19 protein-coding genes and 1 other annotated feature are annotated in these 21,877 nt (G+C 42.3%); of the genes, 1 reads left to right on the forward strand and 18 read right to left on the reverse strand.

From position 1 onward, the window contains the following. Positions 1-16: 16 nt before the first annotated feature. The 12 genes from lonB to ilvE all read right to left on the reverse strand — a co-directional run bounded on the left by lonB (position 17) and on the right by ilvE (position 15,284). Positions 17-1,678, reverse strand: coding sequence for an ATP-dependent protease LonB (lonB, locus tag NST65_RS12495; protein ID WP_024423179.1), 1,662 nt, complete (start codon positions 1,676-1,678; stop codon positions 17-19). 137 nt (positions 1,679-1,815) lie between these two features. Continuing rightward, positions 1,816-3,081, reverse strand: a complete 1,266-nt coding sequence (clpX, locus tag NST65_RS12500; RefSeq protein ID WP_024423180.1) for an ATP-dependent protease ATP-binding subunit ClpX — start codon at positions 3,079-3,081, stop codon at positions 1,816-1,818. Between the two features lie 251 nt (positions 3,082-3,332). After that, on the reverse strand, positions 3,333-4,607 hold the full coding sequence (gene tig / locus NST65_RS12505) for a trigger factor (RefSeq protein ID WP_034279803.1): 1,275 nt from the start codon (positions 4,605-4,607) through the stop codon (positions 3,333-3,335). A gap of 240 nt (positions 4,608-4,847) precedes the next feature. Then, positions 4,848-5,855 carry a DNA damage checkpoint antagonist DdcA gene (gene ddcA, locus NST65_RS12510; protein WP_041107110.1) on the reverse strand — a complete coding sequence of 336 codons (1,008 nt, stop codon included), beginning with the start codon at positions 5,853-5,855 and terminating at the stop codon, positions 4,848-4,850. Between the two features lie 125 nt (positions 5,856-5,980). Further along, complete coding sequence (gene leuD / locus NST65_RS12515; protein ID WP_024423183.1) at positions 5,981-6,580, reverse strand: 3-isopropylmalate dehydratase small subunit; 600 nt, start codon at positions 6,578-6,580, stop codon at positions 5,981-5,983. A gap of 13 nt (positions 6,581-6,593) precedes the next feature. Beyond that, a complete protein-coding gene (leuC, locus tag NST65_RS12520; RefSeq protein ID WP_025092482.1) occupies positions 6,594-8,009 on the reverse strand; it encodes a 3-isopropylmalate dehydratase large subunit in 1,416 nt (471 codons plus the stop codon). A 40-nt stretch (positions 8,010-8,049) separates the two neighbouring features. Beyond that, entirely contained in the window at positions 8,050-9,147 is a 1,098-nt protein-coding gene (gene leuB, locus NST65_RS12525) for a 3-isopropylmalate dehydrogenase (RefSeq protein ID WP_061109432.1), read from the reverse strand. Positions 9,148-9,165: 18 nt separating this feature from the next. Further along, positions 9,166-10,719, reverse strand: coding sequence for a 2-isopropylmalate synthase (locus tag NST65_RS12530; RefSeq protein WP_034279793.1), 1,554 nt, complete (start codon positions 10,717-10,719; stop codon positions 9,166-9,168). Beyond that, complete coding sequence (gene ilvC / locus NST65_RS12535) at positions 10,706-11,734, reverse strand: ketol-acid reductoisomerase (protein WP_024423187.1); 1,029 nt, start codon at positions 11,732-11,734, stop codon at positions 10,706-10,708. Before ilvC ends, NST65_RS12530 begins: the two co-directional genes overlap by 14 nt. 18 nt (positions 11,735-11,752) lie before the next feature. After that, positions 11,753-12,271, reverse strand: coding sequence for an acetolactate synthase small subunit (ilvN, locus tag NST65_RS12540; RefSeq protein ID WP_007501584.1), 519 nt, complete (start codon positions 12,269-12,271; stop codon positions 11,753-11,755). Continuing rightward, positions 12,268-13,992 (reverse strand): acetolactate synthase large subunit, encoded by a 1,725-nt coding sequence (gene ilvB / locus NST65_RS12545; protein WP_025092480.1) that lies wholly within the window; start codon positions 13,990-13,992, stop codon positions 12,268-12,270. The genes ilvN and ilvB overlap by 4 nt, the downstream gene beginning before the upstream one ends. A gap of 122 nt (positions 13,993-14,114) precedes the next feature. Continuing rightward, positions 14,115-14,361, reverse strand: a binding site (T-box leader). An 8-nt stretch (positions 14,362-14,369) separates the two neighbouring features. After that, on the reverse strand, positions 14,370-15,284 hold the full coding sequence (gene ilvE / locus NST65_RS12550) for a branched-chain-amino-acid transaminase (protein ID WP_024427825.1): 915 nt from the start codon (positions 15,282-15,284) through the stop codon (positions 14,370-14,372). Between the two features lie 433 nt (positions 15,285-15,717). Between ilvE and NST65_RS12555 the strand changes: the two genes are divergently transcribed. Beyond that, a complete protein-coding gene (locus tag NST65_RS12555) occupies positions 15,718-16,761 on the forward strand; it encodes a lactonase family protein (RefSeq protein ID WP_024427824.1) in 1,044 nt (347 codons plus the stop codon). A 229-nt stretch (positions 16,762-16,990) separates the two neighbouring features. Here NST65_RS12555 and NST65_RS12560 read toward each other — a convergent pair whose 3' ends face one another. From NST65_RS12560 to NST65_RS12585, 6 genes are all read right to left on the reverse strand, one after another. Further along, positions 16,991-17,410: a YkvA family protein gene (locus tag NST65_RS12560; RefSeq protein WP_111926375.1), complete on the reverse strand. Its 420-nt coding sequence runs from the start codon at positions 17,408-17,410 to the stop codon at positions 16,991-16,993. A 95-nt stretch (positions 17,411-17,505) separates the two neighbouring features. After that, the gene (gene dltD, locus NST65_RS12565) at positions 17,506-18,672 is read right to left on the reverse strand and encodes a D-alanyl-lipoteichoic acid biosynthesis protein DltD (RefSeq protein WP_025092477.1); all 1,167 of its coding nucleotides are present in this window, start codon (positions 18,670-18,672) and stop codon (positions 17,506-17,508) included. Further along, positions 18,672-18,908 carry a D-alanine--poly(phosphoribitol) ligase subunit 2 gene (gene dltC / locus NST65_RS12570; RefSeq protein WP_024423191.1) on the reverse strand — a complete coding sequence of 79 codons (237 nt, stop codon included), beginning with the start codon at positions 18,906-18,908 and terminating at the stop codon, positions 18,672-18,674. The genes dltD and dltC overlap by 1 nt, the downstream gene beginning before the upstream one ends. A 21-nt stretch (positions 18,909-18,929) precedes the next feature. Continuing rightward, positions 18,930-20,114, reverse strand: coding sequence for a D-alanyl-lipoteichoic acid biosynthesis protein DltB (gene dltB / locus NST65_RS12575; RefSeq protein WP_111926373.1), 1,185 nt, complete (start codon positions 20,112-20,114; stop codon positions 18,930-18,932). Beyond that, positions 20,111-21,616 (reverse strand): D-alanine--poly(phosphoribitol) ligase subunit DltA, encoded by a 1,506-nt coding sequence (gene dltA / locus NST65_RS12580; protein ID WP_111926371.1) that lies wholly within the window; start codon positions 21,614-21,616, stop codon positions 20,111-20,113. Before dltA ends, dltB begins: the two co-directional genes overlap by 4 nt. 14 nt (positions 21,617-21,630) lie before the next feature. Next, positions 21,631-21,780: a teichoic acid D-Ala incorporation-associated protein DltX gene (locus tag NST65_RS12585; RefSeq protein ID WP_024427820.1), complete on the reverse strand. Its 150-nt coding sequence runs from the start codon at positions 21,778-21,780 to the stop codon at positions 21,631-21,633. Positions 21,781-21,877: the final 97 nt, after the last annotated feature.

The raw sequence follows: 21,877 nt of genomic DNA on the forward strand, positions 1-21,877 counted from the left end.
CCATATGTGATGGGGATTAAACAGATTTTCTTTTCATTTCCTCTTCTAGTCCATCTTTCTTCTCGTCTGGCGGGTTGACCAAACACTGATCCAGCACTTCTTGGAAGTGCTTCACAGGCACAATGGTGACGCCTTCAATCTCTTTTAAGATCGACTGCTGGTTGTCATAAGGAATAATTACGGTTGTGGCACCGGCCTGTTTCGCCGCCTTAATCTTTGGTATCACACCGCCGATCGGCTTCACCTGACCCTGCAATCCGATTTCACCTGTCATCGCTGTCAGATGATCAATCGGGATTTGATGAATGGCAGAGAAAATCGCCGCCGCCATGGCAATCCCAGCAGACGGTCCATCAATAGGGGCACCGCCTGGAAAATTAATATGGATGTCATATTCATTTGTCCGTATGCCCAAGTTTCTCAGCACTGTTAATACATTTTCAACTGATCCTTTAGCCATACTTTTTCGTCTAATGGATTTCGATTGACTGCCAATGCTTTCTTCTTCTGCAATGCCTGTAATGTTGATACTTCCTTTTTCGAGTGCCTTACATATATTCACTTCAATCTCGAGCAAGGCACCGCTGTTTGGTCCGTAGACTGCCAGACCATTCACTACACCGACTTTTGGCTTTTCCGGTACTTTTTGTTCATATCTTGGTGTCAGCTGGCTTGAGTGAATGACCCACTCGACATCGGCGATCGTGATGTCTTTTCGATTTTCTGTGACGGCCATTCCAGCGGCGATCTGCACCATATTGACTGCTTCACGGCCATTTTTCACATAAGAGGTTAACAGGTTCAGCCCTTCATCACATAATTCCTTTTGGATTTTCTGGACAGCCTTAGCAGCGACAATTTTCAGTTCATGCTGGTCAAGGTCCTTAAAGAAAATTTCCAAACACCTCGATCGAATCGCTGGTGGAATTTCTTCAGGTGTTCTTGTCGTGGCACCTATCAATCGAAAATCAGCCGGAAGTCCATTTTGAAAAATGTCATGAATGTGATTCGGAATTTGAGTGTTTTCCTCACTGTAGTAGGCACTGTCTAAAAATACTTTCCGATCTTCAAGGACTTTCAGCATTTTGTTCATTTGAATCGGATGCAGTTCCCCAATTTCATCTATAAACAGAACCCCGCCATGCGCATGCGTAACGGCTCCTTGTTTTGGCTGCGGAATGCCTGCCTGTCCCATCGCTCCCGCCCCTTGGTAAATCGGGTCATGCACGGAACCAATGAGCGGGTCTGCGATACCTCGTTCATCGAATCTTGCGGTTGTGGCATCGAGCTCTACAAATACCGCATCTTTCTTAAACGGTGAATCAGCATGACGTTTCGCTTCTTCCATGACAAGACGGGCAGCGGCTGTTTTACCAACACCCGGGGGTCCGTAGACAATGACATGCTGAGGATTCGGTCCGCACAGCGCTGCTTTTAGAGCACGAATGCCGTCTTCCTGCCCTACAATATCTTGAAATCCCTTTGGCCGGACTCTCTCTGATAAAGGCTCACTCAGCTTGATTGACCGCATCTTTCTGAGTGCTTCCATTTCTTTTTTTGATTCTTTGTCTATCGTCACCTTTTGTGTGCGCTGATTTCGCAGTAAGTTCCAAAAGTACAGCCCGATGACGATACCAAAGAACAGCTGTATAAATAATACGATTCCTGTCCAGCTCAATCGGTGCTCCCTCCTTCATCTATCGTATGTATTGGTTTCTGTCTGCTAGTATTTCCTAGAGCTGGACGGAATAAACACGTCTTCTGCGATAAATAAAAAACTCCTGAATCAAAATGATTCAGGAGTGATAACTTCTCTTATGCAGATGTTTTTGTATCTTTATTGACGACTGTGCCATCCTTTAGCACAAGACGCGGCGGCTCACCATCAGCAACCGTTGCACCAGTGATGACACATTTTTCAATATCATCACGAGATGGAAGGTCAAACATGACATCAAGCATGATGCCTTCAATGATCGAGCGAAGACCACGAGCCCCTGTTTTACGCTCAATTGCTTTTTTCGCAATTTCGCTAAGAGCATCTTCTTCAAATTCAAGCTCTACATCGTCAAGCTCAAGCATTTTTGTATATTGCTTAACAAGCGCATTTTTAGGCTTCGTCAAGATTTCTACAAGTGCTTTTTCATCTAACGGCTCTAGGCTTGCAATAACCGGCAGGCGGCCGATGAATTCTGGAATTAAACCGAAGCGAAGCAAGTCTTCTGGCAGTACTTTTGATAGAAGGACTTCTTTTTCAAGATCTTCGACTTTATTTTCCGCACCGAATCCAATTACTTTTTGACCTAAGCGGCGTTTGATGATTTGCTCAATCCCGTCAAAGGCTCCTCCACAAATGAAGAGGATGTTCGTCGTATCAATTTGAATGAATTCTTGATGCGGATGCTTACGTCCACCTTGAGGCGGTACACTAGCGACTGTTCCTTCAAGAATTTTCAAAAGGGCTTGCTGGACGCCTTCCCCAGATACATCGCGAGTGATAGAAGGGTTTTCTGATTTTCTTGCTACTTTATCGATCTCATCGATGTAGATAATGCCTTTTTCCGCTTTTTCTACATCATAATCCGCTGCCTGGATCAGCTTTAGTAAAATATTCTCTACGTCTTCACCAACATAACCTGCTTCAGTTAATGATGTAGCATCTGCGATCGCAAATGGAACATTTAAAATACGTGCAAGTGTTTGAGCAAGTAATGTTTTACCGCTTCCTGTTGGTCCAATCATAGAAATATTACTTTTCGAAAGCTCAACATCATCAATCTTGCTGTTGGAATTGATCCGTTTGTAGTGGTTATACACCGCTACAGCTAAGGATTTTTTCGCATTGTCTTGTCCGATGACATATTCATCAAGAATCTCCCGAATTTCATGAGGCTTCGGAACATCCTTGAATTCAACTTCTTCCTCTGTGCCGAGCTCTTCTTCAACTATTTCCGTGCAAAGCTCGATACATTCATCACATATATATACGCCAGGTCCTGCGACCAGTTTACGCACTTGATCTTGCGTTTTTCCGCAAAACGAGCATTTTAATTGACCTTTTTCCTCGTTGAATTTAAACATTCTTTCACCCCTTATTCTTCTTCACTTGCCTGTAGCTAACAGTCAGCTACCTTTCTGGGTCCAGTATGTATGCATTTTACCATACTTTCCTAAAAGACGGTAACGATGTGTTTCTAACACTGCACATTGAGATATGTATGACAGAAAGATGCGACTTACACTATCGTTTCCAAAAGAAGCGATGATAAGTCAAAAATTGTACAAAACAAGGCACGAGTCACTCGCGCCCTGTTTTATTATTATGCACCATATTAACGGTTTTCTACAAGAAAATCAATTGCTTTACGAACTTTTAGATCTTCTTTCATTGCTTCAGTAGATCCGATCGCTTGTTTGATATTTTCAATTGGCATGTTGTATGCTTCAGCCATTTTTGAAAGTTCTTCTTCCACTTCTTCGTCAGACACTTGTAAGTTTTCTGCAGCAGCAATTGCTTCAAGTGTTAGGTTAGATTTTACGCGTTTAGCAGCATCTTCTTTCATTTGCTCTTTCAGCGCATCTTCATCTTGTCCAGAGAATTGGAAGTAAAGCTCAAGGTTCATTCCTTGCATTTGAAGACGTTGTTCGAATTCTTTCATCATGCGGTCTAGCTCTGTGTCAACCATCGCTTGTGGGATGTCAACTTCCGCATTTTCAGAAGCTTTCGCAACTAGCTCTTCACGAAGTTTTCCTTCTGCTTCGTTTTCTTTTGCTTCTTCAAGACGTTTCTTCGTTTTTTCAGTTAATTCAGCAAGCGTTTCTACTTCTTCATCAACATCTTTAGCGAACTCATCGTCAAGTGCTGGAAGTTCTTTTGCTTTGATTTCATGAATTTTCACTTTGAATACAGCTGGTTTACCTGCAAGGTCTTCAGCGTGGTATTCTTCTGGGAATGTAACTTCTACGTCTTTTTCAGCGCCAGCTTCAAGACCAACTAATTGCTCTTCGAAACCTGGGATGAATGAACCAGAACCAACTTCAAGAGAGTAGTTCTCAGCTTTTCCGCCTTCGAATGCTTCTCCATCAACGAATCCTTCGAAATCAAGAACAACTGTATCGCCGTTTTCGATTGCGCCTTCTTCTTTGACAACAAGCTCTGCTTGACGGTTTTGCATGCCTTTTAGCTCTTCTTGTACATCTTCATCAGTGACAGCTGTGTCGTCTTTTTCTACGTTAAGACCTTTGTAGTCACCAAGTTTTACTTCAGGCTTCACTGTTACTTTTGCAGTGAAGATTAAGCTTTCGCCTTTTTCGATTTTCTCAACATCGATTTCAGGGCGGTCAACTGGCTCGATACCAGCTTCGTCGATTGCTTTTGGATATTCAACTGGAAGAAGAATATCTAAAGCATCTTGATAAAGAGATTCTACACCAAAACGCTGCTCGAAAAGACCACGTGGTACTTTCCCTTTACGGAATCCAGGGATCGATACTTGCTTAACCACTTTCTTAAATGCATCATCAAGTGCTTTGTTAAATGTTTCAGCGTCAACTTCTACAGTTAGAACGCCTTCGTTACCTTCTTGTTTTTCCCATTTTACTGACATGTGTGTTTCCCTCCAAAAATCTATTCAGATTGTGCGTTGCTCCATTCTAAAGCATCATAAAGACTTCGTCCAATCAAAAACCACGCACTCCGCTAAGAAGCTTGCATTATGTATACAACATTTGACTTGATTATACATATCGTCTTTCAACCGTTGGAATCTGACAACTGCACTATATATGCACAAATACAACCATTATATTATAACATAACAAGTCCGTCTTTCAACTAAATCGACAAATTACAAATAAGAAATTTCTTCAATATCTTTCAGCATTGTGCAAGCTTCTCTCAGCTCTCGTTCGTTAAATTCATACAATAGATGCAATTCTTCGAGTTCAATCTCGATCCCATGCATTTCATAGCCGACTTTATGAAGTGCCGCTGCCCAAAGACTTGGATCTGTGTATTTAGGAAGAAATGGATACAGCACAAATAAGTGCCGGCGCCATAACTCTTCCACCCCTTGGTAAAGGGTCGGATTCTCATTGCCGAGCGTGTCATCAAGCATACGAAGGACTTGCTGAAGAAGCGGCATCTGCTCTGGCTTTACAGCCTCAGAAGGAATAAGGGTTAAAGAATCACCGAATTTCGTCACATGAACCGGCTTTGCCACATCATGATCTGCCAGAAGCTGCAGGATCATTGATTTGACCAAAGGGTTCCCATCAGGGTTTTGTAAGATGGTATTTAATAGACCCATGTGCGGTGTAATATTCCGGTCTTTCAATGAATGAATGAACTGGACCTGTTCTTCCGGACGCTTCAGCATGTCATCTATGTTGACCTCACTTCCGGCGTCCTCATCTTCATCTAAAATCTCTTCAGGTGATTCGATCATTTTTCTGCTAAATTCGAGCAGCTTGTAAAAATGCTCCGCGCTTTCTGCCGGAAGATGGTTTTCCTCGAGCACAGCCTCAATCGTCTGTTTGACTTCTTCATATTCTTTCAGCTGAATTAAGATCGTCATATACACTTGTAGCACAGTGAAATAGTGACCATATCCTTCATGCAGCATTTTTTCACAAACACGCTTTGCATCCTGCAGCTCACCCAGCTCCAGAAAACAAATGGCCATTCCGAGGTGAATATCGGATTCTTCATCGTCATCATACGATTTTGCTTCTGAAAACAAGTGAAGCGCCTCTTGATACTGTTTATCTTTTAATGCTGCCATTCCTTTTTCAATCAGTCTTTCTTTCAGACCAGGAAACAAAATGACATTATCTTTCTTCTTGTCATGCTTCATGCTTACGTTCCTTTCGGGCGCATATTTTTTATCAGTTTACCAACGAAGATTAGTAAACACAAGTAACGAGAGGTTTTCATGCAAAAAAGAAGCCGTCACACCTCGGGCGGACAGCTTCTCGTTGCTTAAGCGCGCAGCCAGCTGCTGCGCTTTTCTTCAAATGCTTGAATGTCATCTTCTAATAGTAATGTTAATGAAATCTCATCATAACCATTTAGGAGCATTTCTCTCCAGTGAGGGTCGACTTGAAAAGGGGTGATATTCCCTTCGTGATCTTCTATCTGCTGTTTTTCAAGATCAACCGTCATCTCATACCCTTTGTTCTCATATGACGCAGCGAAGGTTTTCCACACATCATAATCAAGACGAATTGGAAGCATCCCGTTTTTAAAGCAGTTTTGATGAAATATATCTGCGAATGATGGTGCGATGACAATTTTAAAGCCATAATCATCAAGCGCCCAAGGAGCATGTTCCCTAGATGATCCGCAGCCAAAGTTTTCTCCTGCGATCAAAATGGATGCTCCTTCATAGATCGGCTGATTTAGTTCGAAATCTGGATTTGGGCTGCCATCGGCTAAATAACGCCAGTCGAAAAATGCAAAGCGGCCATATCCTGTTCGTTCGATTCTTTTTAAAAATTGCTTCGGAATAATTTGATCTGTATCTACATTGATACGGTTAAGCACAGCGGCTTTCCCTTTATGAGTGACTAAAGGCTCCATCTATGACAACTCCTTACACGACTGTTTTCTCTTGATTAAACTTCCTGACATCGACAAAGCGGCCATGTATCGCAGCCATTGCAGCCATTGCCGGGCTGACAAGATGCGTTCTCGCACCCTTCCCTTGACGCCCTTCAAAGTTACGGTTTGATGTGGACGCGCAGCGTTCACCCTCCGGTACCACATCGTTATTCATACTAAGGCACATACTGCAGCCTGATTCTCTCCATTCAAATCCTGCTTCAAGGAAGATTTCATGAAGACCTTCTTTTTCTGCTTGCAATTTGACACTTTGAGAGCCAGGCACCACAATCGCTCTGACATGATCTGCTACTTTTTGTCCTTCAATCATAGAAGCGGCTTGGCGTAAATCAGTCATTCTTGAGTTCGTACATGAGCCGATAAAGACATGCTCAATCGTAATATCTTCTATACGCTGATGCGGATGGACACCCATGTATTCATAAGCACGAATCGCTTCTTTTTGATCATCTTCTTGTGCAAAGTCCTCAGGTCCTGGGATCGATGCATCCACAGGGAGTACCATTCCTGGGTTAATTCCCCACGTAACCATTGGTGAAATCTGATTTCCATCTAATACAATGGTTTTATCGTAGGTTGCACCTGGATCTGTTCTAAGTTCTTCCCATTCTTTAATAGCTGCTTCGAAGTCTTCGCCCTGCGGTGCATATTTGCGGCCGCGGCAATATTCGAAGGTGACTTCATCAGGTGCAATCAATCCTGCTCTTGCGCCTGCTTCAATTGACATATTACAAACGGTCATCCGCTCATCCATCGTCATGTTTCTGAATACTTCCCCAGTGTATTCAATGACATAACCTGAGCCGAACTTCACGCCGTGCGCACCAATGACGGCTAAAATGACATCTTTGGCGGTTACCCCTTTTTGAAGCTTTCCGTCTACTCTAATTTCTAGCGTTTTCGGACGCTGCTGCCAAAGTGTTTGTGTAGAAAGTACATGTTCAACCTCACTAGTACCGATCCCAAAGGCAAGTGCACCAAATGCGCCGTGAGTTGATGTATGACTATCTCCACAAACGATTGTTTTCCCCGGAAGTGTCAATCCAAGCTCAGGTCCAACGACATGGACGATTCCTTGGTCAACACTGTGAAGGTCAGCAAGACGAACGCCAAATTCCGCACAGTTGCGCTCTAAGGCACTCACTTGCTTTTTAGCAATCTCATCTTTGATCACAAATCGATTCACAGTTGGGATGTTGTGATCCATCGTCGCAAACGTGTTTTGAGGTCTTCTCACCTTGCGCCCTTTTTGTCTTAATCCTTCAAATGCTTGAGGTGATGTCACTTCATGCACCAAGTGCAGATCAATATATAAAAGGTCTGGTTTTCCCTCGCCGCTTTTGACTACATGCTGATCCCATATTTTTTCGATGATTGTTCGAGGCATAACCCTTTTCCTCCCTCTACCTAATTCCACAAGATTCTATTTACACAATGGTTTGCACGCGCTGCTTGAGTGCGTCTACAACCGCATTAGTGATTTCTTCAGTCGTTTGATAAGTTCCCTCTTTTGCTGCTAAATCTTTTGTTCGTTTGCCAGAGGCAAGAACAGCTTCGACAGCTTCTTCTATTGCAGCCGCTTCTTCTTCTAATGCAAAGGAAGTTCTAAGCAAGCTTGCTGCTGATAAAATGGTTGCCAGAGGATTTGCAACGTTTTGCCCCGCAATATCGGGTGCTGAACCATGAATTGGCTCATATAAATGAAGACCTGTGCTTGATAAACTAGCAGATGGCAGCATACCGAGTGATCCAGTAATCATCGAAGCTTCGTCACTTAAAATATCGCCGAACATATTCTCTGTCACAATGACATCAAATTGAGCGGGCTTGTAAATCAGCTGCATGGCAGCATTATCGACGAGCATATGCTCAAATTCAACTTCTGGATATTGGGCAGCAACTTCTTCTACTGCATCCCGCCATAGTTTACTAGAAGCAAGAACATTCGCTTTATCCACAGACGTCACTTTTTTCCGTCTTGTTAACGCCATATCGAACGCTTCTTTTAATACGCGGACAATTTCTTCCTTTGTATAAAGGAGCGTATCAACGGCAGCTTCTTTTCCTTCATCATCCGTATAGCGTTCGCTTGGTTCACCAAAATAGAGACCGCCTGTTAATTCACGAACGATGACGAAATCAACTCCGTTAATGTGATCTTGTTTTAACGGAGATGCCTCACTTAAGCTATCGAACACCTTTACAGGGCGGATGTTGGCAAATAAGTCCAGCTGTTTACGAATGGCGAGCAGGCCTTTTTCTGGACGAAGCTCTGGCGGGTTTTGATCCCACTTTGGTCCGCCGACTGCTCCTAATAAAATCGCATCAGCGCCTTTGCATACATCTACTGTTTCCTTTGGAAGCGGGTTATTTTTTTCATCTATTGCGATACCGCCAATTAGCGCAGTTTCAAATTCGAATTCGTGTCTAAATTGAGCCGCTGTCTCTTGAAGGACTGCGACTGCAGATGTCACGACTTCCGGTCCGATTCCATCGCCGGGCAAAAGTGCAATTTTCTTTTTCATGAGAACCTTCCTCCTTTCCTATGAAATCGCGTGATGTTTCTCAATTTCAATCAGATTTGATTTGAAGATTAAATGCCTGTTCACTGCATTGACGTAAGCTTTTGCCGATGCTTCAAGTACATCTTGCGCTACACCGCGTCCTGCTGTTTCTTTTCCTTCTATTGAAACAGTGACATATACTTCTGCTAGTGCATCTCTGCCTTTTCCATTTGATTGAATGCGGTAGTCCAGCAAATGAATTCTTTCTTCCATACAGCGCTCAAGCGTGTTGTACACAGCCTCTACACTGCCTGCACCTGTAGCTGCTTCTTGAATGACTTCCTGTGTTTCTTGGTTTTTCAGAGAAACTGTTGCTGTTGGCATTTGTTCTGTTCCATAGTGCACTTGCAGACTTTCAAATTCATAGCCGATTTTTCGGTCTGCTACTTTTTCTTCTAATATAATAGAGATCAAATCATCATCTGTAATTTCTTTCTTCTTCTCTGTCAAGTTCTTGAAAGTCTCAAAGAATTTATTGATTTCGTCTTCCGTTAGTTTAAAGCCTAGTGTTTTCAGACGGTCTTTAAACGCGTGTCTTCCGGAGTGTTTTCCAAGGACAAGCACATCTGTTGTCACACCGACAAGCTCTGGAGAAATAATTTCATAGGTTGTTTTTTCTTTGAGGAAACCATCTTGGTGAATACCTGATTCATGTGCAAAAGCGTTGTTTCCAACGACTGCTTTATTACGCGGCACAATCATTCCTGAGTATTTGCTCACTACATCACTTGTACGCTTAATTTCATTCAATTGAATCGTTGATTCGACCTGGTAAAAGTCTTTTCGAATATGAAGAGCTACTGCAATTTCTTCTAAAGCAGCATTTCCAGCGCGCTCGCCAATTCCGTTGACAGCCGTTTCAATTTGATCTGCTCCATTTTCAATGGCAGCAAGTGAGTTTGCCACAGCCATTCCTAGATCATCGTGACAGTGAGCGGACAAGTTGACGCGGTCGATATTTGGAACGTGTTCCTTCATATATTTAAAGATGTTTCCGTACTCTTTTGGCGCTAGGTATCCAACTGTATCTGGCAAGTTAATGACACTCGCCCCAGCGTCAATCACCTTTTCTACAATTTCTGCCAAGAAAGCAAGATCTGTACGGCACGCATCTTCTGCTGACCATTGGACAACTGGAAAACGTTCTTTCGCATATTTCACCATTGCGACTGCCTGTTCTACGACTTCTTCACGTGTTTTCTTGAGTTTATGCTTCAGGTGAATGTCAGAAGTGGCAATAAAGACATGAAGCCTTGGCTCCACTCCATCTTTTAATGCTTCCCATGCAGCATCAATGTCACCTTTCACACATCGTGCAAGACCAGCTACAGAACAGCTTTTAATCGTTCTTGCTATTTCTTGTACGCCTAAGAAATCCCCTCGGGATGAAGCGGGAAAACCCGCTTCAATGATATTAACCCCAAGGCGCTCAAGCTGCTTTGCAATGATTAGCTTTTCTTGTGCATTTAAGTTCACTCCTGGAGATTGCTCTCCATCTCGAAGTGTTGTGTCAAAAAAATTAATTTTCCGCACCGACGCTCACCGCTTCCTTTTTCTTTCCTTGTTTAACGAAAGGCATCATTTCACGAAGCTTTCTACCAACGATTTCAATTTGGTGCTCATTTTCATTTGCATTGATTGCATTGAAACGCGGACGATTCACTTGGTTTTCAACAATCCATTCTTTTGCAAATGTTCCGTTTTGGATATCAGTCAAAACAGCTTTCATTGATTCTTTTACTTTTGCATCCACAACACGAGGTCCTGATACGAAGTCACCCCATTGTGCTGTATCAGAGATTGAATATCTCATGCCTTCTAATCCTTCTTCATACATAAGGTCAACGATTAATTTCAGTTCATGCAGACACTCGAAGTATGCAAGCTCTGGCTGATAACCAGCTTCTGTTAACGTTTCGAATCCTGCTTTTACTAGTGAAGTAAGACCTCCACAAAGAACTGCCTGCTCACCGAATAGATCCGTTTCTGTTTCTTCTTTAAATGTTGTTTCAAGAACGCCCGCTCTTGCTCCGCCGATCGCTTTTGCATAAGCAAGTGCTTTGTCTTTCGCTTGGCCAGATACATCTTGATAGATAGCAAATAGGGCAGGTACACCAGCGCCTTGCTCATATGTTCTTCTCACAAGATGTCCTGGACCTTTTGGAGCTACAAGATACACGTCTACGTCACTTGGAGGAACAATTTGATGGAAGTGAACGTTGAATCCGTGTGCGAATACAAGTGAGTTGCCAGCTTCTAATTGATCTTTGATTTCTTCATCATATACTTTCTTTTGCTGCTCATCTGGAAGTAGTACCATGACTACGTCTGCTTGTGCTGCTGCTTCTTTTACTGTGAACACTTGATGGCCGTCTTCTTGTGCTTTTGTATAAGATCCGCCTTTTCTCACGCCGACAATAACATCTACGCCACTTTCTTTTAAGTTCAACGCATGTGCATGACCTTGTGAACCGTAACCAATGATTGCTACCTTTTGACCATTTAATACGTTTTCTTGAATATCACCGTTATAATATACTTTTACCATTTGACTCTCTCCTTTTGTTTAGACAATTGAAATTGTTTTATTTGTTTGCGGCTTTTGCTGATTATCTCTCGCAAAGGCCGTGGTGCCAGTTCTGGCGACTTCTTTAATGCCGTATGGCTTAAGTAATTCAATGAGTGCTTCAATTTTTGAAGACTCACCTGTCACCTGAATGACGACACTCTCTCTGCTTACATCTACAATAGAAGCTCTAAAAGGTTCAATGACCCCTGTGATCTCCATTCTTGATGCTGGTGCAGATACGACTTTTATCAAAGCCAGCTCTCGCTGAACGATTGATTGGTTTGTAATGTCTGTTACTTTCAGAACATCGATTTGTTTGTTCAGCTGTTTTGTCAGCTGTTCGATGTCTTTCTCCTGGTCTACATGGACGACGAACGTGATGCGTGATACATCTTGAATCTCAGAATGGCCGACCGTAATGCTTTCAATGTTGTAGTGTCTTTTAGTAAAGAGGCCTGTGATTCTGTTCAGTACGCCTGATCGATTTAATACAGTCAACACAATAATTCTTTTCAAGGTTTCACCCCCACCATCTCATGAAGTCCTTTCCCCGGTGCTACCATCGGGAATACTTTTTCATCTCTCGCTACATTGACATCGATGAAAACAGGCTCTCTAGAGGTTAAGGCTTCTTCAAGCTTTTCTTTCGCCTCTTCGTCTGATGAGATTCTGATTCCTTTAATGCCATAAGCTTCAGATAATTTGACGAAGTCTGGCTGCTCTGAAAATTTAGAATGTGAGTAGCGTTCTTCGTAGAAAATTTCTTGCCATTGTCTTACCATTCCAAGGCTGTGATTATTGAGTACAATCACTTTGACTGGAAGGTTCAGCTCACGGATAACGGCAAGTTCTTGCAGGGTCATTTGGAAACCTCCGTCTCCTAAAATTGCCACAACAGTTGCCTCTTGATCAGCCAGCTGAGCGCCGATGGCTGCTGGTAATCCGAAGCCCATTGTGCCAAGACCTCCAGATGTGACCCACTTATCTGCATTTTCAAATGGATAGAACTGCGCAGCCCACATTTGATGCTGTCCGACATCAGTTGCGACAATGGCTTCACCTTTTGTGAATTGATGAATGTATTCAATCAGCTTTTGAGGCTTAAAGCCTTCTGCTTCGTTTTCAACGTACCAGAGTGGATATTCTTCCTTCCACTGATCTAATTGATTTTTCCATTCGTCTGATTCCCCTTGCTTCCCGTCTTGCTTGATCAGTTCTTCAAGAACGAGCTTACTGTCTCCAACAACCGGGATATGGGTATGAATGTTCTTGCCGATTTCCGCTGGGTCGATGTCAATATGAGCCACCTTCGCATGTTTCGCAAAATGATTGAGGTTGCCTGTTACCCTGTCATCAAATCTTGCTCCGATTGAAATGAGCAGATCACATTGATGAAGAGCCATGTTCGCTGCATATGTGCCATGCATACCAGCCATCCCTAGGAAAAGAGGATGCTTTGCCGGGAATCCGCCAAGTCCAAGCAGTGTATGTGCGACTGGGATTTGCTGCTGCTCTACATACTGTCTTAATTCTTCAGATGCTTTGCCATGAAGTACGCCGGCTCCTGCTAGAATGACTGGTTTTTTCGCTCTGCTGACAGCTTCTACTAATTTGCGAATTTGCAAATAGTTCGGCTCTACTTTTGGCTGATAACCAGGTAAATCAATTGGCTGATCATATTCAAAGGTTCCTTCAATGCCTGCGACATCTTTTGGAATATCAATTAAGACTGGACCAGGTCTGCCTGTTGTTGCGATATGGAATGCCTCTTTAATGACACCCGGTAATTCCTCTGGATTCCTTACCTGGTAGCTGTGCTTTGTAATTGGCATTGTGATGCCGAGTACATCTGCTTCTTGGAATGCATCCGATCCAATGACTGACGTTGCCACCTGCCCTGTGAATACAACAAGGGGAAGTGAATCAATCATCGCATCTGCAATTCCTGTCACAAGGTTTGTCGCTCCCGGCCCTGATGTGGCAATGACCACACCCGGTTTACCAGATACTCTTGCGTAGCCTTCTGCTGCGTGAATCGCTCCCTGCTCATGTCTTGGCAGGACATGAAATAAACCAGAATCGTAAATTTTATCGTAGATTGGCAAAACTGCTCCGCCCGGATAGCCGAAAATGACTTCTACTTTTTCTCTTTTGAGTGCTTCAATTAACATGAGTGCACCGTTCATCGTTTGTGGTGCTTTTGATTTTTCCGTCTCCATTTGTACATTTGTCCCCATTTGATTTCCTCCTCTTTGTCTTGCTTCAGTCAAGTCCTTTCACCCTTTTCCATTCAAGATAGAGATATGAGACCATATAAAAAAGCCTTCTCACCCCACAATGACACTACTTTTCACTAGGTCAAAGGGGCGAAAAAGCTTTGTTTTTCGCGGTACCACCCTTGTTCACGGCAAACCCTGCTGCCGTCTCATGGACATCTTTCGTCCATTTTGGTAACGAGTGAGCAATGTCACTCGGCCTGCCCTACTATCATTTCAAGCAGACACTCAGAGGTGAGTTCACTTTAGAAAGTAACACCGGTTTCCAGCTAGCACCGGCTCTCTGTAGATACTGACTCTAAAGCTACTAGTCCTCTTCAACGTTTATCGATATCTATTTAACTTGCATGAATGTTTTCATCTGCAAAAACGACTTTTTCTCCCTCTTCAACTACTCGCTTACGGAATTGTTCAAGAAGTTTGTTTGTGTGGAACCCAGGTTTTCCTTCACCGATTGTACGGCCGTCAACTTTTACAACGGCGATGACTTCGGCTGCGGTTCCTGTTAGAAATACTTCTTCAGCTGTATACACATCATGTCTTGTGAATGGTTCTTCTTTCACTTCGTAGCCTAAGTCTTCTGCAATCTCCATGATGGCATTTCTTGTGATGCCTTCAAGTGCGCCGATATAACCTGGCGGTGTATAAAGCTTGCCTTTTTTATAAATAAACACGTTGTCTGCAGAACCTTCCGCCACGTACCCTTGATCGTTGAGCATCAGCGCTTCACTCACACCGGCCATATGGGCTTCGATTCGGACAAGAATGTTATTCAAATAATTTAATGATTTCACTTTTGGGCTAAGGACATCTGGACGATTTCGTCTTGTTGGAACCGTCACAATATCAATACCCGTTTCATATAGGTGCTTTGGAAAAATGGCCAGCGGCTCTACAATGATCACTGTATTGGCTCTCCCGCAGTTGTTAGGATCTAATCCAAGATCACCTGCTCCTCTTGAGACGACAAGGCGGATATAGGCATCCTTTAAGCCGTTCCTTTCAACTGTATGAATCATTTTTTCCGTGAGTTCCTCAAGTGAATATGGAATGTTCAGCATAATGGATCTAGCGGAATCATACAGGCGGTCTAAATGTTCTTTCATTCGAAAGATATTTCCGTTATACACGCGAATCCCTTCGAAAACACCGTCGCCATATAAGAAGCCATGATCGTAAACTGAAATTTTCGCATCCTCTTTTTTCACGAGTTCATCGTTTAAAAAGATCCACTGTTCCTTTTGGTCTTCCATTTTCAGTGAGCACCCTCTCTTTCAAACAAAAAGTAGTTGAATTTTCAGACACTTTATATTGAAGTGTCTCTCGCTTGCACTGCGTGTTTGTTTAGCTTTTGTTGAACCCATCTTACGCCGCTTTCCATACAGTGTCAACAGCATTTTTAAAATTATTAGACAATTTAGACTAATCAAAATTAAATGTATACGCTTACACCTTTGCTAGACAAGGAATGAAAAAACTTAAAATTTTTTGTATTTTTTCTTCAATTTATTTACTTTACATGAACGCTTTTCTTTTGAGAAAACTTTTGTGATATTTTTTCACATGATTTTTGATGAATATTGTGAGATTTCAATGACTTCGTTTTTTCTTTTGACATGCCTTTCTAAAGCGTTTTCCTATGAATTTATGATAGAATGAGAGCATCTAATAGAAGGAGGGCAATACATGGCTAACATCAGAGGTTATATTGGTACGTATACAAAGGGAGACAGTAAAGGTGTTTATACGTTTACATTAAATACGGACAAGCAGCAGATTGAGCAAGTAGAAGTCGCTGCTGAACTTGAAAATCCTACATATTTAACCGTGTCAGAGGATCAAAAGTTTGTTTATGCTGTTGTGAAAAAGGGCTCACAGGGCGGCCTTGCTGCGTATCAAATTGATTCAACGACAGGCAGACTTCACTTCATCAACCAAGAGCTTGCCGATGGAGCTTCTCCTTGCCACGTCAGCGTGGACAGTCAAACGAAAACGGCGTATACAGCGAATTATCATAAAGGGACAGCAGAGATGTATGAAATCGATGCTGAAACTGGCTCAGTGATCCGCACGCTCTCACAGGCGCAGCATGAAGGAACTGGCCCTAACGAAGATCGTCAGGAAAAACCGCACACTCACTTTATGGGTCTCACGCCAGATGAACAATTTGCAGTGGCTGTTGACCTTGGAACAGATGGAATTTATACGTATAAGAAAGAAGACCGCAAACTTGAGCTTGCTCATACATTTGAAACAAAGCCAGGCAGCGGACCTCGTCATATCACATTCCACCCAACGAAACCTGTGGCATATGTAATGACAGAGCTAAGCTCCGAGGTCATTGTGCTTCGTTACTTTGAAGATGGTCATTTTGAAGAGATCCAAACAATCGCGACCATTCCAAGCGATTTTACAGAGAACAATCAAGGCAGTGCCATTCATGTCTCTTCAGACGGACAATTTGTTTATGCAGGAAATCGCGGTCATGACAGCATTGCGATTTTTAAAGCAGATGATGACGGCCAATTAAGCCTAGTCGAGATTGCTTCTTCTGAAGGAAACTGGCCTAGAGATTTTGTGCTTGATCCAACAGAAGAATTCCTCGTCGGTTCAAACCAAGAATCTAGCAATCTTGTGTTATACAAACGCGACAAAGAAACAGGACGTCTCACTGTCTTACAATCAGACATTACCGTCCCTCATCCAGTTTGCGTGAAATTTTTAGGGTAAAGAAAAAAGCCTCCAATAACGGAGGCTTCAGATTGTTGACAAAGGGCTAAAATGAAAAACATTTTAGCCCTTTGTCTTCTTTTCAGCGTGATAGAAAACCTTTGCAGTCTAGGAAGGACGAGCACTGACGCGGAGCGAATTGAACATTCGTGAGCATCAGCGCGCAAGACTGACAAAGAATGCGAGGGTTTGACTACACGCTGAAGCCTCCAATAACGGAGGCTTTTCTTTATGCAGATGGCATACCGCCATCCTCAAGCTTTTGATCAATCAAAGACGTATCGGTTTTTTCTCCGAACCATTTTGACAGCCTGTCTTTTGCTTTCCCTTTCACATCCTCATCAATGTACATTGCTACTTGAAGCAAAGCAAATGTAATGGCCCCTAAATCATCTGTATAGCCGACACCAATCAATGTATCAGGAATGAGGTCAAGTGGAAGGATAAAGTAGCCGAGAGCTCCAATAATCAGAGTCTTTGCTTTGACTGGCACTTCGGGTTTTTGCAATGTATAGTAAAGTAATAGCACAGCATAGACAAGAGAGACACCAGCTTTTTGTGCCGTCTTTTTTAGCTTTTCCCAAAAGGCATGATCATTAAAATGCTTCTTCGAACGCTTTAATAGTTCTTTTTTCTCAGAATGCTTCATCATATCGCCTCCATCTACAGCATAGCCCTTTTCCCATAGTTATACAAGATATCCGTCGATTCGACAAACAAAAAGCAGCAGAAAGCTGCTGCATTCTACTGCTCTTTGTAAAACTTTTCAATTGCCTTATCGATGTACACCCATCCTTTATAAGACACATGAATCGTATCTTTAAAGAAATATGGATCGTACTCATGCTTAGTCAAATCTGCGACTTCATACCCATTATCTCGAATTTGACGATTGATTTTTTCATAATAGCCTGTACGGCCTTCTTTCGGAAAACCGGTGTAATCATACCACTTACCGTTGACAGGAATTGTCACAAACAAAGGCTTTGCCCCTGCCTGTTTTAAAATATCCAGCATGATTTGAAAATCTTTGTATTCTGGTGATTCGGCATAAGAATGACCTTCACGAGAATCCTTCATCTTTTTCATGATCGGTTTCAGCTTGTGATCAAACAGTTTTTGGTTAATATAAAACGGGTTGTCCCCTGCTCTTTTCGCACCAAAAATGCTCGCTTCTTTTTCAAGCTCAGCCCATGTTTTTCCTTTGACTGAAGGAGATGGTTGAAGCTTGCGCTCATGCCCCGATCCAATCGTATAGTACATGTCTTTCTTTTGAAGCATGCCATAATACATTTTCGCAATAGGAGAAATCGCGCCATAAGCGAACTTGTTCCCAGATAGCTCTGCTTTAAAAAGCTCTGTGATCACCATGTCGTTTTTGACTGCTTTAAACTTCATGATTCTTTTGATCAGCTCTTTTTTCACAGTTGGATCAATTTCTTTATTATAGGCGAGATTAAGCGCTTGAAGCGCTGAATAGTTAGGTGCAAAGTGATTCTCGTCAGATCCCCATTTCACAAACCACTGCGGGGACACGATAAATACAAGCTTCTTCCCTTTTAATTCATCCATATGCGCTGCAAAGTTCATCGCATGAATTAATGATTGCGATCCACCTTTTCCAATAAGATAAGGTGTAAACCCTTGAGGATTCTCATGAAAGAAATTCGAAGGGTGATATGGATCAAAACGTGATAGTTCAGAAGATCCATAGATCGGCAAATAAGTTGGATCTTTTAGCATTTCATCTTGTAAATAAAGCCCTTGAAACATCCCTGGATCTAATTCTGTGGCTGACTTTTGTAATTTGTCTTTTGGGATCAGGTGTGAGAGCCATGCATTTGGTACAAGAAGAACACCAATGAATAGAACAGCCGCTAAAATAAGCGGCCCAAAAAAACGCTTTTTCATTACTTCATCTCTGCCAGCTGCTCAGCAATATGATTCGGCGTATCCCACACATCACGATCGAATTCTGTAATCGGAACAGTGATTCCGAGTTGACTTTCAATTGCCATAAGCAGTTCTACTGTACCAAATGAATCAAGAAGACCTTCTTCAAAAATCGCAATCTCTGGATTTTCTTTCACAACGTCATCCTGACAAACCTCTGCAATAATACCGTATACTTGATTTTTAAATTCCATAATTTTCTACTCCCTTAATCATTAATGATGAAATGGTTTTCCTGAAAAAATATAAAATCCGAAACAAATCACATGGAATGTAATAATGATCGACACAACCATTGTGACCTTATTATCCGGCCACCACTTGTGCTTTTTATTCCATTTCTCAAATAAATTGTAACCGGACATGACAACTGCATGATATAGTCCGTAAATAATATATTGAAGGGCAAGACCATGCCAAGCACCCATCAATAGAAAGAGGACAAAGTACCCAATATTTGATACAGCCATTCGGTTCTTGATCCACTTCTTTTTAGTCATAAAGAACACAAATCTCATAAACACGTAGTCTCTGAACCAGAAGGACAGGGACATGTGCCAGCGATTCCAGAAGTCTTTAATGTTTCGGCTGATAAACGGTTTATTAAAGTTCTCTGGTGATTTAATCCCCATAATATAACTCACACCTACAGCAAATGCTGTATATCCAGCAAAGTCAAAGAACAAATACATGCTGTAAGCATACATATATGTTAACTGCTGAACAAAGTGACTGCTGCTAATGTGATGAATATTCATCAGAATATATGTGTGAATCAGATAGCCAATAATGAACTTATATAAGAAGCCAATAAAAATTTTATGAATACCGGCATATAGAAGATCACTGTATGCTTCTTTTTCAGGCGGCGTATCCATATCCTTTTCAAATCGGCGGTAACGGTCAATCGGACCTGATGAAATCGTCGGGAAAAAGACAATGAAATAGACCAAACGGTGAATCGGAATTTTCTTCTTAATCAAGCCATCTCTTGTCTCAATAATTAACTGAGCACCTTTAAATGTTAAGTATGAGATCCCCAAAAAGCTCAGCCAGTTCATTGGCGGCGGATGATGCGGATGATGAATTAAAAAGAACGGTAAAATTTTTGACAGCACAAGCGGTAAAATAGATGCCACCATTGCTGCATAGAAAACAGATGCCTGATTCGCCTTTAACCGATATGCAAGGTACAGGCGGATGATGAAGACTTGCCACACCGTGAACAAGAAGAGCAGCAGCGCGCCATGGGCATCCTTTGAGAAAATAAGTGCCAGCGCCACCACCGTTGCAAACATGTTGTAGCCCTGCATTCTTTTGCCGCGAAGACCAAGAATGATCGTCGGCAAAAGAAGAATACCAATTAGAATGAAGAAAAAGAATGAACTAAACGGAATCATAGAAGAACCTCTTTCGCGATTCTCTTACGGTCAACCTTCCCGTTTGGCGTCATGTACAGCTGCTCAAGATACACAAATTTTCTTGGAATCATGTACGCTGGCAGTGAATCCGCCATTTCCTTCTTAATCGCACTTGTCAGCTGATACTCTTTTTCAAATGAATGAGCTGCTGGAACAATCGCTGCAATCAAGTACTCGACATGACCGTTTGGCTGGAATGGCACAATCACACAAGCATTGACATAGGTTGTCTCGCTCACATGATACTCAATTTCTTCAAGCTCCATCCGATATCCATGAAGCTTAATTTGATAGTCGAGACGGCCATGGCACGTAATTAATCCATCCTGCGCCACACCTGCGTCACCTGTACGGTAAGCAGGGCGTCCCTCGTATTCAAAGAACACTTTATCCGTTAAGGCTTGTTCACCTAAGTAGCCTCTCGTGACGCTTGGCCCCACGATGACAATTTCCCCTTTTTCACCATCAGGAAGTGTCTTGCCTTCTTCATCTAAAATGACGATGTCTGTATCAGGTTTGGCATAGCCGACTGGTAAAGAATCGTGCTGATCAAGAATCGCCTGCGTGACTTCAATCGATGTGATCGCAACAGTTGCTTCAGTCGGACCATACGTATTAAAGACCTGCGCCTTTGGAAAACGTTCCAGAAGTGCACTTGCTACAGCTACAGGAAGCGCCTCACCGCAGAACAAGAAAACTTTTAGCTCAGGTAAAAGCTCCCCTGTAAAGGAAGGGTCCATTAAGCACATTTGCACAAAAGAAGGTGTTGATGTCCACACTTCAACGTCAGATTGACCAAGTGCTGCAAACATATCCTTTGGCTTATTGACGAGATCTTTTACTAAACAGTAAAGCGTGCCGCCTGATTGAAGCGCTGGATAAAGATCCATCACTGATAAGTCAAAAGAAAATGGTGCTTGATTTAAGAATGTGCGTCCCTCACCAATTGGGAAGTCACGGCACATCCAATCTGTAAAGCTTTCTAAATTATTGGCAGTTACCTGAACGCCTTTCGGTTTTCCTGTACTGCCAGAGGTATAAATAATGTAGAAAACATCATCTTGTTGAACCCACTGCGTGGATGGCGGTGCTTCTTTTTCAAGTGCTAAAAGCGATGCCGCACTCTTCACTTCAATGTGTTCTTCTACATCTAATACATTCTGCTCATTTGCACAAATCAATAGACTGGCTTTTGAGCTTTCAATAATTGAGACGATACGCTCGACAGGTATTGAGATATCGACCGGAATATACGGTCTGCCTGATTTCACACTGCCTAAGAAAGAAATCAGCATCTCTGGCTCCATATGACCGTATACAATGACAGGTTCACTGCCAGCTGCGACTGCATCGATCGCACCAGCCATTTGGTCTGATAAATGCCAAAGCTCATCATATGTGATCGATGCATGTTGAGAAACAAATGCTGGCTGTGTTGGTTTCGTTTGCTGGTATTCATGAATCGTTTGTAATAGTTTCATAATTTAATCTCCAATTAAAAATCGTTGTAAATGAATGATCCCGTATTTGCTGTGTGGAATCCGTAAATAAAGAACAATAATAGCAAAATAAGTAAGTAAAAGCTTGTATATCCTATCCATTTTACAGACTTATTTTCTGATAGCTTTTTGAATAGCATATTGATAACCTCTTTTCTTTTGACACTTATAGAGACGCATGACTCATTCAAAGAGTTTCATATCAAACCATAAAAATTTTAAGAAATGCTAAAAAAATGTCGA

The sequence above is a fragment of the Bacillus sp. FSL P4-0248 genome (assembly GCF_038593305.1).
Lineage (GTDB): Bacteria > Bacillota > Bacilli > Bacillales > Bacillaceae > Bacillus > Bacillus safensis.